Source organism: uncultured Christiangramia sp., from assembly GCF_913046405.1.
Taxonomy (GTDB): Bacteria; Bacteroidota; Bacteroidia; order Flavobacteriales; family Flavobacteriaceae; genus Christiangramia; species Christiangramia marina.
The window spans coordinates 1-15,040 of the sequence record NZ_CAJWRQ010000076.1 but is presented as its reverse complement, the minus strand read 5'-3'; the positions used below and the strand labels follow the sequence as shown (position 1 = coordinate 15,040).

Annotated in this window: 13 protein-coding genes and 1 pseudogene; 3 read left to right on the top strand and 11 right to left on the bottom strand. The window is 39.6% G+C overall.

Translation table 11 applies throughout. The features are described 5' to 3' along the window. Together QZ620_RS10485 and QZ620_RS10480 are read left to right on the top strand one after the other, a co-directional pair. Window positions 1-494, top strand: a pseudogene (locus QZ620_RS10485) (MFS transporter); the annotation flags it as partial. Window positions 495-569: 75 nt separating this feature from the next. Then, a complete protein-coding gene (locus QZ620_RS10480; RefSeq protein WP_295181396.1) occupies window positions 570-1,112 on the top strand; it encodes a thioredoxin fold domain-containing protein in 543 nt (180 codons plus the stop codon). Window positions 1,113-1,119: 7 nt separating this feature from the next. On the opposite strand, the gene QZ620_RS10475 is transcribed toward QZ620_RS10480, so the two are convergent. From QZ620_RS10475 to surE, 5 genes are all read right to left on the bottom strand, one after another. Further along, window positions 1,120-3,054: a ComEC/Rec2 family competence protein gene (locus QZ620_RS10475; protein WP_295181394.1), complete on the bottom strand. Its 1,935-nt coding sequence runs from the start codon at window positions 3,052-3,054 to the stop codon at window positions 1,120-1,122. A gap of 125 nt (window positions 3,055-3,179) precedes the next feature. Beyond that, a complete protein-coding gene (locus tag QZ620_RS10470) occupies window positions 3,180-3,734 on the bottom strand; it encodes a C40 family peptidase (RefSeq protein WP_295181392.1) in 555 nt (184 codons plus the stop codon). A 3-nt stretch (window positions 3,735-3,737) separates the two neighbouring features. Next, window positions 3,738-4,847, bottom strand: a complete 1,110-nt coding sequence (gene lpxB / locus QZ620_RS10465) for a lipid-A-disaccharide synthase (protein ID WP_295181390.1) — start codon at window positions 4,845-4,847, stop codon at window positions 3,738-3,740. After that, complete coding sequence (locus tag QZ620_RS10460) at window positions 4,844-5,128, bottom strand: hypothetical protein (RefSeq protein WP_295181389.1); 285 nt, start codon at window positions 5,126-5,128, stop codon at window positions 4,844-4,846. Before QZ620_RS10460 ends, lpxB begins: the two co-directional genes overlap by 4 nt. Beyond that, window positions 5,121-5,903 carry a 5'/3'-nucleotidase SurE gene (surE, locus tag QZ620_RS10455; RefSeq protein WP_295181387.1) on the bottom strand — a complete coding sequence of 261 codons (783 nt, stop codon included), beginning with the start codon at window positions 5,901-5,903 and terminating at the stop codon, window positions 5,121-5,123. Before surE ends, QZ620_RS10460 begins: the two co-directional genes overlap by 8 nt. Window positions 5,904-6,051: 148 nt before the next feature. Here surE and QZ620_RS10450 point away from each other — a divergent pair, with 148 nt between their 5' ends. After that, a complete protein-coding gene (locus QZ620_RS10450; protein ID WP_295181385.1) occupies window positions 6,052-8,205 on the top strand; it encodes a carboxy terminal-processing peptidase in 2,154 nt (717 codons plus the stop codon). 136 nt (window positions 8,206-8,341) lie between these two features. Here the strand turns inward: QZ620_RS10450 and rodA are convergent, their stop codons facing one another. The 6 genes from rodA to purH all read right to left on the bottom strand — a co-directional run. After that, entirely contained in the window at window positions 8,342-9,592 is a 1,251-nt protein-coding gene (gene rodA, locus QZ620_RS10445) for a rod shape-determining protein RodA (protein WP_295181383.1), read from the bottom strand. Next, the gene (gene mrdA / locus QZ620_RS10440; RefSeq protein WP_295181381.1) at window positions 9,593-11,461 is read right to left on the bottom strand and encodes a penicillin-binding protein 2; all 1,869 of its coding nucleotides are present in this window, start codon (window positions 11,459-11,461) and stop codon (window positions 9,593-9,595) included. Further along, complete coding sequence (locus QZ620_RS10435) at window positions 11,458-11,964, bottom strand: rod shape-determining protein MreD (RefSeq protein ID WP_295181379.1); 507 nt, start codon at window positions 11,962-11,964, stop codon at window positions 11,458-11,460. The genes mrdA and QZ620_RS10435 overlap by 4 nt, the downstream gene beginning before the upstream one ends. Beyond that, on the bottom strand, window positions 11,954-12,778 hold the full coding sequence (gene mreC, locus QZ620_RS10430) for a rod shape-determining protein MreC (RefSeq protein ID WP_295181377.1): 825 nt from the start codon (window positions 12,776-12,778) through the stop codon (window positions 11,954-11,956). The genes QZ620_RS10435 and mreC overlap by 11 nt, the downstream gene beginning before the upstream one ends. Window positions 12,779-12,792: 14 nt before the next feature. Continuing rightward, window positions 12,793-13,821, bottom strand: a complete 1,029-nt coding sequence (locus QZ620_RS10425) for a rod shape-determining protein (protein WP_011710806.1) — start codon at window positions 13,819-13,821, stop codon at window positions 12,793-12,795. Between the two features lie 41 nt (window positions 13,822-13,862). Continuing rightward, window positions 13,863-15,040: bifunctional phosphoribosylaminoimidazolecarboxamide formyltransferase/IMP cyclohydrolase (gene purH, locus QZ620_RS10420; RefSeq protein ID WP_295181373.1), on the bottom strand; the 1,178-nt coding region annotated here is incomplete at its 5' end.

The window sequence follows — 15,040 nt, the reverse complement described above, 5'->3', positions numbered from 1 at the left end:
CATGGTTTAGCATTTTGAACTCCTTCTTTATTATAGTATTTGCCTCTTTCTTCTCGAAATGGTGGGAGAGTAAATACAATCCCTCTGCTGCTTACAAATACTGCTTCGGGCTTGTGCTTCTTGGACTCGGATTTGGACTACTGGCTCTTGGGTCAAGCGGACTAGCAGAAGGAGCAAAAGTGAGCATGATCTGGCTTATTCTGGCTTATTTATTACATACGCTGGGTGAATTATGTTTATCACCACTTGGATTATCTTATGTTAGTAAGCTAGTGCCAGCAAGAATGATCGCCTTTATGTTTGGGATGTGGTACCTGGCGATCGCCATTGGAAACAAACTTGCCGGATCACTTGGAGGTATGATCGAATCTGTTACAGAACAGTATGACCTTTCTACCTTTTTCCTCATATTCACCATAGTTCCTATCGCCGGTGGATTGTTGGTAGCTTTGCTAAATCCATTGCTGAAGAGATTAATGCACGGAATCAAATAATGAAAGCTTTATCAAAGCGTTTCTATTAGCTTAGGAACGCTTTTTGCTTTTAGCTAAATTCATTAATTTTAGCTTATGAAAAAACTAATATTCTTTCTAACATTTATATCGGCTATTTCAGCGGTACAGGCGCAGGAGATTAACTGGATGAGCATGAACGAAGCTTTGGAAGCTCAAAAGAAGGAGCCAAGAAAGATTTTTGTAGATGCTTATACTACCTGGTGTGGTCCATGTAAACTTCTGGATAAAAATACCTTTGGTAATAAGGATGTAGCCAACTATATTAATAAACACTATTATGCCGTAAAGTTTAACGCTGAAGGCAATGAAGTGGTTAAATACAATGACAAGGTGTTCAAGAATCCAAATTACCAGGCAGACAAAAAAGGAAGAAATTCTGTACATGAATTTGCGTTGGCAATGGGAGTGAATGCTTACCCAACGATGGTATTCTTTGATGAAAAAGGCAAGTTTCTTTCTCCGCTTAAAGGATATCTTACTCCCCAAAAACTGGAAATTTTTTTGAAGGTTTTCGCTTCTAATGATTACAAAAATGTAACTACAGAGGAAGACTGGAAAGCTTACCAGGAGAACTTCGAAAGTAAATTCTCGGGTTAGAAATCCATTACTTCATTATATAAGCTCCCTTTTCAGCAGTCGCATGGAAAGGGATTTTTTTATTACTGGCAGTCGCTTTCCATTTTTTGATCAAATAAGGATAATTACTACCATCGGCTATGATCTGCTTCGGTTGAGCATTTATTAATAACCTATCAAAATTTACCCTTGGAGAATTCCGAAGTAAAAGAATTTCAGGATGGATTTTCAGTTCTGGCAGATTGATACTATCGCTTTGTATATAAAGCAGACCCTCCGGTGTCATATAAAAATCCTCTAAACGGGTTTTTTCCAGCTCTTCTATTTTCCTTTCCCGTATATAATCAATTAGTTCGGCTGCTTCGGAAGTGCTTGTAGCCACTATTAAATTCTTGTTTTCCTTAAAAGTGATCATACTTTCCTTGTAGCGATGCATAACCACAATTTCAGCTGAAGGATTCGAAAACTTATTAGCAATAAAACTAAGCTGAAGTATAATTAATCCTATAGCAAAGGCTATCAGGTTTCTATAGTTTAACTCCTGCCAAAGCATCATAATCCCAGCTAGAAGTAAATAAAAGGCGATTGTTTGGAAAATGCTCAAATCAATATTGGAAAAAACGAATGGTTTGATAGAAGCAATTTCGGTTACTACCCAATTCATGATAGACAGCAGTTTGTTGAAAAGTCCAACCAACAAATCTGGTAACCAGCCTATATATGCCAGTATCAATACGAGAATTCCTGAGAAAAGCAGAACGCCCAGAAAAGGTAAAATAAATAGGTTGGTGAGCAGAAATAGTCCGGGAAACTGATGGAAATAATAGATGCTAAGCGGCAGAACGCCAATTTGTGCAGCGATACTGACCGAACTTAGTTTCCAGAAATAATCGAGGAACTTATGATCGATACTTATTAGTCCATAAAGTTTTGGTTGGATCAATAAAATACTGAATACCGCGAGATAACTCAGCTGAAAGCCTACCTGCAGAATATAAAAAGGGTCGATAAGTAACAGGAAAAAGAATGATAAGGCAAGGCTGTTAAAAGCTCCTGTTTTCCTCTTCAGGTTGAGACCGACTGCAAGGAAGCTAAACATGGTTACTGCTCTTACAACCGATGGTTGCAGGCCTGTGAGCATCGCGAAACTCCATAGTAAAACAATGCAAAGCATTAAACTTAACCATTTACCCGCTTTAAATCTTTTTAGAGGTTTTAAAAGCCAGTTAAGCATGATTAGAAGGATTCCAATATGAAGTCCGCTAATTGCGAGAATATGCACAGCGCCCGCAGCAGCGTAATCCTTGTAAAGTTTGTCATTCAAATCGCTGCGTTGACCAAGAATTAATGCTTGAAAAACCGCAAGTTCGTTTCTCGAAAAATCATATTCTCGAGCACTGTCGATCAGCTTAGTTCGCAATGACCTGGAATAACTGTGTAAACCCTTATTAAAAGAAAGAACTTCAACTTCTGAAGGAGTCAATTGCAATTGCCGATGGATCTTCAATCCCTCCAGGTAGTTGCGGTAACTAAACATAAATGGATTGGCTGGTGCTTTAACAAGCTCCGGTGTAAAAGGGAGTAATAAGATGTCACCAGGCTTTAAACTCTTAGGCTCATCTAGGTTCTTCTTGATGCTGAGAAGGATTTTTCCGGAAATTTGTTGAGATTCATCTTTATTCTGAAGTGACCTGGCTTCAATAATATATCTGGAATTATACTGGTTCGGTTTCAATTCTTCGGAAACTTCAGCTTTAAGAATTTGCCCTGCTTCATTATCAAAATTGGTATAATGTGAATTTATATTTTCCGGTTGCCTAAGATGAACAGCGGTAAATCCAACACTTGCGACTAATAGAAAAGTGACTATTCCGAAGATGATATCTGGAAAGATTAATCTCGAGCTTCTGTAATACGCAATCAAAAAGAATAGGAGGCAACTTATAGTTATTACTAAGCTCAAACGCAAATTTACAGTAAAAGAGAAGCCTAGCAGTATGCCTGCTAACAGATACAGGCTAAGCCTGATAAACACGAATCCGGAACTTTTCAAGCCATAGAATTAATCGCCTGAAAGTAAGTAATTTTTTAAATCACGCGACGTGCCATCACAAAATTATCTTTCCAGTAAGTTTCTGATAATGAAGAGATAATAACTCCTTTTGAAGTAGAAGAATGAATGAAGTAAATGTTGTCCCGGTCGGTTTGAACAACCAAACCAACATGATTGATGACCTTTTTGTTCTTATTTGTTTCAAAAAACAACAGATCGCCCGTACTAACTTCCTTTAAATACAATCTTTTTCCTTGCAGAGACATCGCCCGGGAAGTTCTGGGGAGTGATAAACCTTCTTCCAGGAAGCTCACATAGACCAGCCCTGAACAGTCCATACCTTTTTTGGTCGTGCCACCAAATTTATACCTGGTTCCTTCAAAACCTTTGGCATGTTTTACGATCTTCTCAGCCACTCTAACATTAGCTTCCGGCTCAACATCCTCCAGCCTTTCCAGTTTCTTTTCGCTTCTTGAAACCCTGGATTGTGCTTCTTTAGTGGTGATCACCCTTGATCTGCTTCCGCAGGAGCTAAGGGTAGCGATCAACATAGTGGCAATTATTAAATTTAGAAGTATCGCTGTCTTCATAAATTATATATTTTCCATGATAAGTTTCGCTGTATTTTTACTGGCACCAGCTCCACCAAGCTTCAATTCAAGTTCATGGTACTCACTAAAAATCTCTTCACGTTTATCATCCTGAAGTATCTTGGTAAGTTCTTTTTTCAAATTTTCAGTATTGAGCTCACTTTGAATTAATTCCTTCACTACCTCGCGATCCATGATCAAATTGACTAATGAGATATAATCCAGGTTAATGATACGTTTGGCTATGTGATATGAGATATAACTTCCTTTGTAGCATACTACTTCAGGTACTTTGAAAAGTGCGGTTTCCAGGGTTGCAGTTCCAGAAGTTACTAACGCTGCATGCGCAAGACTTAGCACATCGTAAGTTTTATTCATGATCAGGCTTACGTTCTTCCTGTCGGTGAATTCCTGGTAGAACTCCCTGTCCTGGCTGGGTGCTCCAGCAATCACGAATTGATAATCTTTAAAATGATCTGTAACGCTAAGCATGATGCTCAGCATTTTTTCAATTTCCTGTTTCCGGCTTCCGGGTAATAGCGCAATAATTGGCTTATTACCTAAATTGTGTTCTTTTCTAAATTCTTCAGATTGAGGAGGTTGCCTGTCCTGTATGGCATCTAACAGTGGGTGACCTACAAATTCTACCGGGAAGTTGTGTTTCTCCTCATAAAATTGTTTCTCAAAAGGCAGAATCACGTACATATGATCAACGTCTCTTTTGATCTTTTTAATTCGGTTTTCTTTCCAGGCCCAGATTTGTGGAGATATATAATAGTGGTTCTGGTACCCTTGTTTCTTAGCCCATTCAGCAATACGCATGTTAAATCCCGGGTAATCGATATAAATGATCACATCGGGGTTATAACTTTTAATGTCCTCTTTACATAATTTAATATTACTGAAGATGGTACGCAGGTTCATAATAACTTCAGCAAAACCCATAAAGGCCAGTTCGCGATAATGTTTTACCATTGTGCCACCCTGAGCCTGCATAAGATCACCACCCCAGAATCTGAAGTCTGCCTCAGGATCCTCTTCCTTGAGAGCTTTCATTAAATTCGATGCGTGCAGGTCTCCGGAAGCTTCGCCGGCTATTATATAATACTTCATAACACGAATTTATAAATCGCTACAGCGATTGCTACAGTAATAGTTGCTAACAGTACTCCACGTGCATGGTAATTCTGCTTCTTCCGAAGAAAAATATAGAATGGAAGGAAGTTGAGAATAGCACCTAAAGCGACGACCTTTCCAAGGTAGTCGTTTGCAACAGCATCGGCTAACGTAGCATCAATCCCGGCATTAGAGAATAATCCTGTATATACCAGGACACCGGCGATGTTCGCAGCCAGCCCGGTGATAAAGCCTGTTAGAATATTCTGTTTAATCATTAAATTCCCAGTTATTCAGTTCTTTTAGAAAATGGTGAGCAGTAAGATCGAACTGTACAGGAACTATGGAAACATACCCATCTGCCAGCGCTTGTTCATCTGTATCCTTACCTTCATCTTTATTTACAAAGGTTCCGGTTAGCCAGTAATAATCGCGGCCCTGCGGACTCCTTCTTTTATCGAACTCCTCTTCCCAATGGGCATTGGCCTGTCTGCATACCTTCATGCCTTTTATGTCACCAGCATCAAGCTTGGGAATGTTCACGTTGAGAACAACTCCTTCAGGAAGACCATTTTTGAGTGTATTTCTAACGATCGCTTTTACATATTTCCTGGCAGGCTCAAAGTCGGCGTTTAGCGAGTAGTCCAGAAGTGAAAAGCCAATGGCCGGTATTCCTTCAATTCCAGCTTCTACCGCAGCACTCATCGTGCCGGAGTAAATAACATTGATAGAGCTGTTGGAACCATGATTGATACCGCTTACGCAAAGATCTGGTTTGCGGTCAAGGATCTCCTGGGTAGCGATTTTCACGCAGTCTGCCGGAGTTCCCGAGCAGCTGTATTCTTTATGTTTATAAGATTCCTTGATAGTGACCTGTTCGCAAAATAAGGTATCGCTAATTGTAATGGCGTGACCCATTCCACTTTGAGGGCTATCTGGAGCGACCACCACCACGTCACCAATTTCCTTCATTACTTCGATAAGAGTTCGAATTCCGGGAGCGGTGATTCCATCGTCATTAGTAACCAGAATCAGTGGTTTCTTCTTGTTCATGCAGTTTTATTTGGTTTAGCTAAAATAAGAATTTAAATAAGGAAACGTTATATTAGTGGTTTGACAAATTAGTCGGTTTCTAAGTGTCTGTTGGCATAGTTTTTACTGTACTAGATGTAACCACGCGATGACGAAATTAAAGAGAATTATGAAAAGGAATTTTAAATTACTGGCGGTCATGGTCTTCATGGCAGCTGCGTCCTGTAGTTTTACAACTAAGACTTTTGACGACCCAGATAAAGATAAATTATTGATAGACCTTATCACCTATGTTCTTAACCAGGGACACTATGATGCCAAGGAGATCAATGATGAGTTTTCAGCGAATGTATATGAGGATTATCTTGAAGGAATGGATCCTTCAAAAAGATTTTTTTACAAAGAGGATATAGAAGATTTCAGTTCTTTTAGGGATCAGATCGACGATCAAATCAAGGGCAAAAATATTGAGTTTTTCAATCTTACCTACGGAAGGCTTCAGCAGAGAATGGAAGAGGCGAGATCTATCTACAAAGAAATACTTGCGGAGCCATTTGACTTTTCTGAAAATGAAAAGATCGATACAGATTATGTTAACCTGAAATATGTTTCTTCAAAAGCTGAATTAACCAAAAGGTGGAAAGAGCAGCTGAAGTTTAATACGTTAATAACTTATCATGATTTAATGGAGGATGAAGAGAGCAAGAAGGAAGCAGATGATTCATACGTACTAAAATCTGATACTGAACTGGAAAAAGAAGCAAGGGAATCTACGCTCTCTAATATGGAACGATATTATGATTTTACTGATGATCTTGAAAGAGAAGATTATTTTTCAGTATACATCAACGCTATCGTGGAAGAATTTGATCCACATACCTTCTATTTTGCACCACAGGAAAAGGACAGGTTCGATATAGCTATGTCTGGTAAGCTGGAAGGAATTGGAGCAAGATTAGTAAAAGACAGCGACAATATTACGATTACTGAAGTGATCTCTGGAGGTCCGGCCTGGAGAAGTGATGAGATTACTGAAGGTGATGTGATCCTGAAAGTAAAGCAGGAAGATGAGGAAGATGCCGTGAGTATCGTGGGAATGAGACTCGATGACGCAGTAGATCTTATCAAGGGCCCTAAAGACACTAAAGTAACGCTTACAGTGCGAAAAAAAGTGATGGGAAATATCGAAGATGTAGTTTTGGTTAGAGATGTGATCGAGATCGAAGAAACGTATGCGAAGACTTCGATGGTAAAGAAAGACGGGAAGAACTTCGGAATCATTAACCTTCCGAAATTCTATTTCGATATGGAAGATTACAATAGCAGGAATGCTGCTTCAGATATTAAAGAAGATATTATTAGACTGAAACAGGAAGGAATGGAAGGTTTGGTTCTTGACCTTAGAAATAATGGTGGTGGTTCACTTAAAACCGTAGTGGATATTGCCGGGATGTTTATCGAGGAAGGTCCAATCGTTCAGGTAAAATCTAACGGACAAAGAAAAGAAGTACTAAAGGATGAAGATCCTCAGGTATTATGGGATGGCCCTTTGGTAATCCTGGTAAACGAACTTTCAGCTTCAGCTTCAGAAATTCTGGCTGCTGCAATGCAGGATTATAAAAGAGCTATCATTATTGGAAGTAAGCAGACCTATGGAAAAGGAACAGTGCAAAATGTGATCGACCTGAATAGATGGTTACGAAATAATGAAATGGGCGATATGGGAGCCCTAAAGATCACTACCCAGAAGTTTTACCGCGTGAATGGTGGTTCTACCCAACTGGAAGGTGTGAAGAGTGATGTCGTGGTTCCAGATCGTTACAGTTTTGTAGACATTGGTGAAAAAGATCAGGAAAACCCATTACCATGGGATAAGATCGATGCGGCAGATTATGATATCTGGGATGGTTATGTTGGTTATGATGAAGCAATCGCTGCCAGTAAGGAACGAATGAGTTCTAACAGTCAGTTGAAGATGATCGAGGAAAATGCAAAATGGGTGAAGACTCAAAGTGATGAAAGTAGTTACCCATTAAATTATGCTGAATATGCTGCGCAAGCTGCGGAAGATAAAGAAATGGCGAAGCAGTTTGAAGCTATCAGAGATTATAAAACGAATCTGACTTATAACTCATTACCTTTTGAAGAGCAACTTTTTGCTACAGATACTATTCTGAAGGAAAAGAGGCTGAGATGGCATGAGAGCCTTAGTAAAGATGTTTATATTGAGGAAGCTGTAAATGTACTTTCAGATATGAAGATGAATAACATTACCAGAAATAAAATGGCAGGTGTGGACAAATCTCAAAAAGTGAAAAGCTAACACATAGAATTAACTATGACCCGGGAGAAATTCCGGGTTTTTTTATGCGCAATACTGAAATTATGAAACGTAAATATATCTATCCTTTTATCATCCTTCTAATAGCTGCGATACTACTTATGGCAGAGCAGTGCTCTTAATAAGATAGCCTGTCGCTATCGAGTTTGATAAATATAAACAGCAGTATAGTGAATCCCCAGAGACCTGAGCCACCATAACTAAAGAAAGGCAATGGGATACCAACTGTTGGAAAAATACCTATCACCATTCCTATATTCACCAGAAAGTGAATGAATAGAATACCAATGACTGAGTAACCGTAAATCCGGTAGAATTGATCTCTTTGTCTTTCGGCCAGAACTATTAGTCTTAACAACAGGCCTACAAACAGGAATACAACCATTGCGCTACCTAAGAAGCCCCATTCTTCTCCAACTGTACTGAATATATAATCTGTATGTTGCTCTGGCACAAAATGACCTTTTGTTTGAGTTCCTTCGGTCCAGCCTTTGCCAAACCATCCTCCGCTGCCAATCGCGATCTCACTCTGGTTGGTGTTGTATCCAATACCTCTGGAATCTACCTCTTTTCCCAGGACAATGTTGAAACGATCCCGGTGACGCTGTTCAAAGACATTCTCAAAGATATAATTTACTGAAAAGCTTAACGCCATGGATATGATCGCAAATACGCTGATCAGGACTTTGCCTGGTCCCTTGCGTGACTTCATAAAGAACATCACTAAGGCAATTACAGCAACTACTACACTAACCCAGATAGGACCTATAATTAGCGTTAAAATGAATACTGCGACGGCCGATAGTCCGGTTATAAGATAAAAGCCAGAAAGACCTTCACGATATAAGGGGAAAAAGAATGCAGCGTAAACCAGTGCACTTCCTGGATCTGGCTGAGGTACTATTAGAATTGCAGGAATTGCGATAATGATAAAAGCCTTGACCTGGTGATCAAGTCTTCGAATGTTGGTTTGAATATCACTAAGATATTTCGCCAGGGCTAGCGCGGTGGCAAATTTCGCAAATTCAGATGGTTGAAGCCCAAAGCTTCCAAAGGAATACCAAGATGTTGCTCCTGAAATTGTTTTTCCAAAGACAAAGAGTCCGGCTAGGGAGAGAAGCGATACTAAATATATAATACTCGAAAAGCGCTGGTAAAATTTTGCTTCTATAGATAAAATGATAATAACTAGAAATATGCTAAGACCTACGAACAGAGCCTGTTTTCCATAAGGCTGTTCAAGGTCAAAAAAAGAACCGCTGGTAGATCCCAATGAAGCAGAGTATATATTTGCCCAACCAAAAAGTATAAGTGCTAAATAGATTAAGATACTTATCCAGTCAAAACTGGCTCCATTGCTTCTCGCCATTTATCTGTTTATTATGAAGGGTTCGCCGCTTAATGGCTTGGCATATTCGTCTTCCAAGCTATGTGACAGGATCCAGTCTTCCATATCTGTTCTGGTAATAGTTCCTTTCAGGTATTTTTCGATCATTAAACTGGCAATTCTTCCGGCATAGCGACCACCCCAGTATCCATTTTCCACGAACACTGCAATCGCGATCTTAGGGTTATCTACAGGAGCAAAGGCTACAAAGATCGAGTGATCTGTTAGCTGAACCCTTTTTCCATCAATTTTAGTAAAATTTTCCGCAGTACCCGTTTTACCTGCTATTTCTATTCCCGGAATTCTTAAAGCAGAAGCTGTTCCGCTCTTATAAACTTCGTGCATTCCTTCCACTACAGGTTCAAAATGTCTTTTTTCAATGGTGGTAACATTCTTTGTAGTGTACTTTTCTTCTTTAATTGGTTGCCCATTTACCTCTTTCAGAATATGCGGAGTGTAGAACCAGCCTTTATTTCCAATAGTAGCCGCCATGTTCGCCAGTTGAATTGGCGTCATTAGAACCTCTCCCTGTCCAATCGCGTTGGAAAGAGTTGCTGTAGCATACCATTTGTAAGTTGGATAATCGTAGATCTTATTATAATACTCAGAATCCGGAATTTTACCGGATCTTCCTGTACTCAGGTCAGATCCCAGGTAATCTCCAAGTCCAAAACTCTTTAAATGTGCATTCCAGGCGTCCATTCCTTCCTGCGGACTAGGATATTTCTCAATAATACGACGATAAACGTTTGCAAAATATGCATTACAGGATTGCGCGATGCCAGGAATCATGCTCAGCGGACTACTATGCGCATGGCAGCCCAGTTTTCTACCGCGGCCATAAGGATAACCATGATTACAGGAAAATGCATCATCTGTATCCACAACATCTTCCTGGAGTCCAATTAATGCATTTAGAGTTTTAAAAGGAGATCCTGGAGGATATTCGGCTAAAAGACCACGATCATAAAGCGGTTTTGCATCTTCATCAAGGTATAATTTCGTAAAATTTGGAGAGCGTTTTCTTCCTACCAGATCTGCCGGATCATAAGTTGGAGCCGTGATCAGGGTTAGGATCTCGCCGGTATTAGGTTCAAGTGCCACAATACCACCTCGCTTGTTTTCCATTAATTTTGTGCCGTAATCCTGTAATACGGCGTCAATAGTCAAAGTAATATCCTTGCCTTTTTCCGGCAAAGAGTCAAAAATACCTTCTTTATAAGGTCCAATATCTCTATTGAATCTATCCTTCTGAATATATTTTACGCCTTTCTCACCTCTTAAAAGTTCTTCATAATAGCTCTCAACACCAGCCCGGCCAATAAGATCACCGGATATATAATAAGGATTATCATTTACGATCTTCTGGTTTACTTCGGCAATATAACCCAGTACATTGGCGCTGTGGTCTACCTGGTAATCCCTTAATGATCTCTTCTGAATATAGAACCCCTGGTAATTCCTCATTTTCTCCTGAAGTATCGCGTACTCACTTTTTGTAAGCTGCGGTATAACTACTGAAGGTAACATGGGAGAATAGATCTTTGCCTTATCCAGTTTCTTTTCCAGGTCTTCCCGGGATAGATTCAGAATATTACAAAATTCGGTCGTATCGAAAGGTTTAAGGTTCCTTGGGATAACCATGACATCATAAGAAGGCTGGTTGCTAACCATCAATTCTCCATTGCGATCGTAGATGTAACCTCGCTGCGGGTAATCGTAGATCACTTTGATGGCATTATCCTGTGAGCGTATGACCATAGAAGTATCGATCACCTGTAAATAGAACAATCTCCCCAGGAATATGATGCCTGTGGTAAGGATCGTGATATACAGCAATAATTTTCTCATCGATGTTTTCTACTGAAAAGTGTTAATGACAGCAATATTAGAATTACTGAAAAGATACTTGAAAAAAGAGTTTTCTTGAGTATTAGAAGTATATGATTTACACTAAACATTTCCAAAGAAAAAAATACGAAATGGTGGATTAGAACGATCAGGGAAACATAACTGAATTTTGCTCCAAAAGGGGTAAAAGCCAGTCTGATATTCTGGTGATCATAACTAATTCCGAAGGAGAATCGAAGCAGATTTGGTCGGGCAAAAGCGGCAACCAGACACGCAGCTGCATTGATCCCGCCACTATCCTCAAAAATATCGATGCTTAATCCCAGCAAAAAGGATAGAATGAGAAAAAGACTTTGGTTTCCGGCAAACGGATAAAGTAGGATAAACAACACGTATAAATACGGATTGATATACCCCAAAAAGTTGATGTTATTCAGAATTAGAACCTGTAAAAATATCAGGATCACAAAGCGGGCAATATTTGATAGTAGTTTACTGTTCATCTGGCTCCTGCAATTCCTTAATTTCGTCTTTATTGATGTTCTCTATAACATAAACATAACCAATATTGGTCATGTCGTTAAATAGTTTGATGTTGATCGTGTAATAGCTTTGCGTTTGATCCAGTGTAAAGTCTTTGATACTACCAATTGGTAATCCTTCCGGAAATATTAGTGACCTTCCACCCGTAATAATGGTATCTCCTTTTTGTACAGGAGCCTGTCTGGGAACGTCTATTAACTGAACGATATTTGGATCTTCTCCATTCCAGACAAGACTTCCAAAATGATTGGTACTGCTTAATTGCGCATTGATCCTTGATCTGCTGTTTAGTATAGAAATAACCCGGGAATACTTATCATTGGCTCTATCAACGATCCCAACAATTCCCTGGCTCGTAATTACTCCAAACTCTTTCTGAATTCCTGAATTTTCACCACGATTAAGAGTTAGGTAATTATCAATTTTAGCGAAGTTGTTATTAATAACGCGAGATGGTCTAAAGATATAATCTCCTTCAAATGATGTGCTGTCCAGCTGTTTTGAAATTGAAATACTATCATTCATATTAGAAATGATATTTCGAAGCTGGTTGTTTTCAGTGATCAGTCGTTCATTGTACTCTTCCAGGTTCAAGTAGGTGTTGATGCCATTGGACCACGAGTATACACCACCGGTCACCCAGTTTGCAGAACTTATAAACCTGCTCTTATGGAAGGAGTGATTTTGAACTGTGAGAAAAATAGAGACAGCAAACAGGAACAGGAATAGAATTGAATTCTTATTCCTAATAAGAAAATTGAAAATCTGCTGCATAAATTAAGCTTCTCCTACTTGATCAAAATTCCTTTGTATCGGTTCAGTGTTTTAAGGCAAATTCCTGTTCCACGAACAACGGCTCTTAACGGATCTTCAGCTATATAAACCGGAAGATCTGTTTTTTGAGAAAGACGTTTGTCCAGTCCTCTAAGCATAGAACCACCACCGGCGAGATAAATACCTGTATTATAAATATCGGCAGCCAGTTCTGGTGGTGTTTGGGAAAGAGTTTCCATTACGGCATCCTCGATCCTAAGAATAGATTTGTCCAGCGCTTTGGCAATTTCGCGATAAGAAATGTTCACCTGCTTAGGTTTTCCGGTAAGCAAGTCACGTCCCTGTACGCTCATTTCGTCTGGCGGGACTTCAAGATCTTCAGTCGCAGCACCAATCTGGATTTTAATTTTTTCCGCAGTACGCTCACCAACATAAAGGTTATGCTGCGTACGCATGTAGTACACGATGTCATTGGTGAATACGTCTCCTGCGATCTTTACAGATTTATCACATACGATCCCTCCAAGAGCGATTACAGCAATTTCAGTTGTACCACCTCCTATATCAACGATCATGTTTCCTTTTGGTTGCATGATATCTACTCCAATACCAATGGCCGCAGCCATTGGTTCATGGATCAAGTATACTTCTTTTCCATTTACCCGCTCTGCACTTTCCTTTACAGCTCGCATTTCAACCTCTGTAATTCCAGATGGAATACAAATTACCATTCGAAGTGCAGGAGTAAAAAGTTTCTTTTTAAGCGCCGGGATCTCCTTTATGAACATCGTGAGCATTTTCTCACTGGCATCAAAGTCGGCAATCACCCCATCTTTTAACGGCCTGATGGTTTTGATATTCTCATGAGTTTTTCCCTGCATCATCGCAGCTTCTTTACCTACTGCGGTAATTTTACCAGAAGTTCTGTCCCTGGCAACTATCGAAGGGCTATCCACAACTACCTTGTCATTATGTATGATCAAAGTGTTGGCGGTTCCTAAATCGATTGCAATTTCTTCAATGAGAAAGTCAAAAAATCCCATAGTGTTTATTAGGTGTTGAGGTTTGGGTAAATGTAATGAATTTAATGTTTAAAATGGCGTGTCCCGGTCATCACCATTGCGATATTATTTTCGTTGCAATAGTTGATGCTCAGTTCATCCTTGATGCTTCCCCCTGGCTGGATAACCGCCGTAATTCCGGCGTTTCCCGCGATTTCCACGCAATCTGGAAATGGAAAGAATGCATCACTGGCCATCACGGCCCCATTCAGGTCAAAATCAAATGATTTCGCTTTGGCAATACTATGTGTTAGAGCGTCTACTCGGGACGTTTGCCCTGTACCACTTGCACATAATTGTTTGTTTTTTGCCAGAACAATCGTATTTGACTTTGTATGCTTGCAGATCTTGGAAGCAAATATCATGTCAGATAACTCAGAATCTGTTGCTTTATTGCTGGTTGCCAGCTTAAGATCTTCGATAGCATCGGTTTTTAGATCTTTATCCTGAACTAGAACTCCGTTAAGACATGTTCTTACCTGATTCTTCGGAAGTTCAACTTCTTTCTGAATAAGCAGGATTCTGTTCTTTTTGCCTTTTAATATTTCTTCAGCTTCCGAAGAGAATGAAGGGGCAATGACCACCTCGCAGAATAGTTTGTGGATTTCTTCAGCAGTATCGGCGTCTATTTCCACATTGCTAATTAGAATTCCTCCAAAAGCTGAAACAGGATCACCGGCAAGGGCATCTGCATAAGCCTGGTGGATCGAGTCTCTTTGTGCAAGACCACAGGCATTGTTATGCTTTAAAATCGCGAAAGTTGGAGCTTCACCTTTAAACTCGTTCATGAGGTTCACGGCAGCATCTACATCCAGCAGGTTGTTATAGCTCAATTCTTTCCCATGTAGCTGATCGAATATTGCATCGAAATCACCGAAAAATGTTCCTTTTTGATGAGGGTTTTCTCCATAACGAAGTTCTTTACCTTTCAGTTCACTTTGTTTGAAAGAATTGATGTCACCTTCAGCATTGAAATAATTAAAAATTGCTGAATCGTAGTGAGAGGAAATATTAAATGCTTTGGCAGCGAATTTTTTACGATCAGCTATTTCAGTATTACCAGATTTTTCATTCAGTAATTCTAAAAATTCAGCATAATCATCTACGGAAGAAACGCAAGTTACGTCCTTGAAATTCTTAGCCGCAGCTCTAATCAAAGAAATACCTCCAATATCGATCTTTTCTATAATATCCTGTTCCG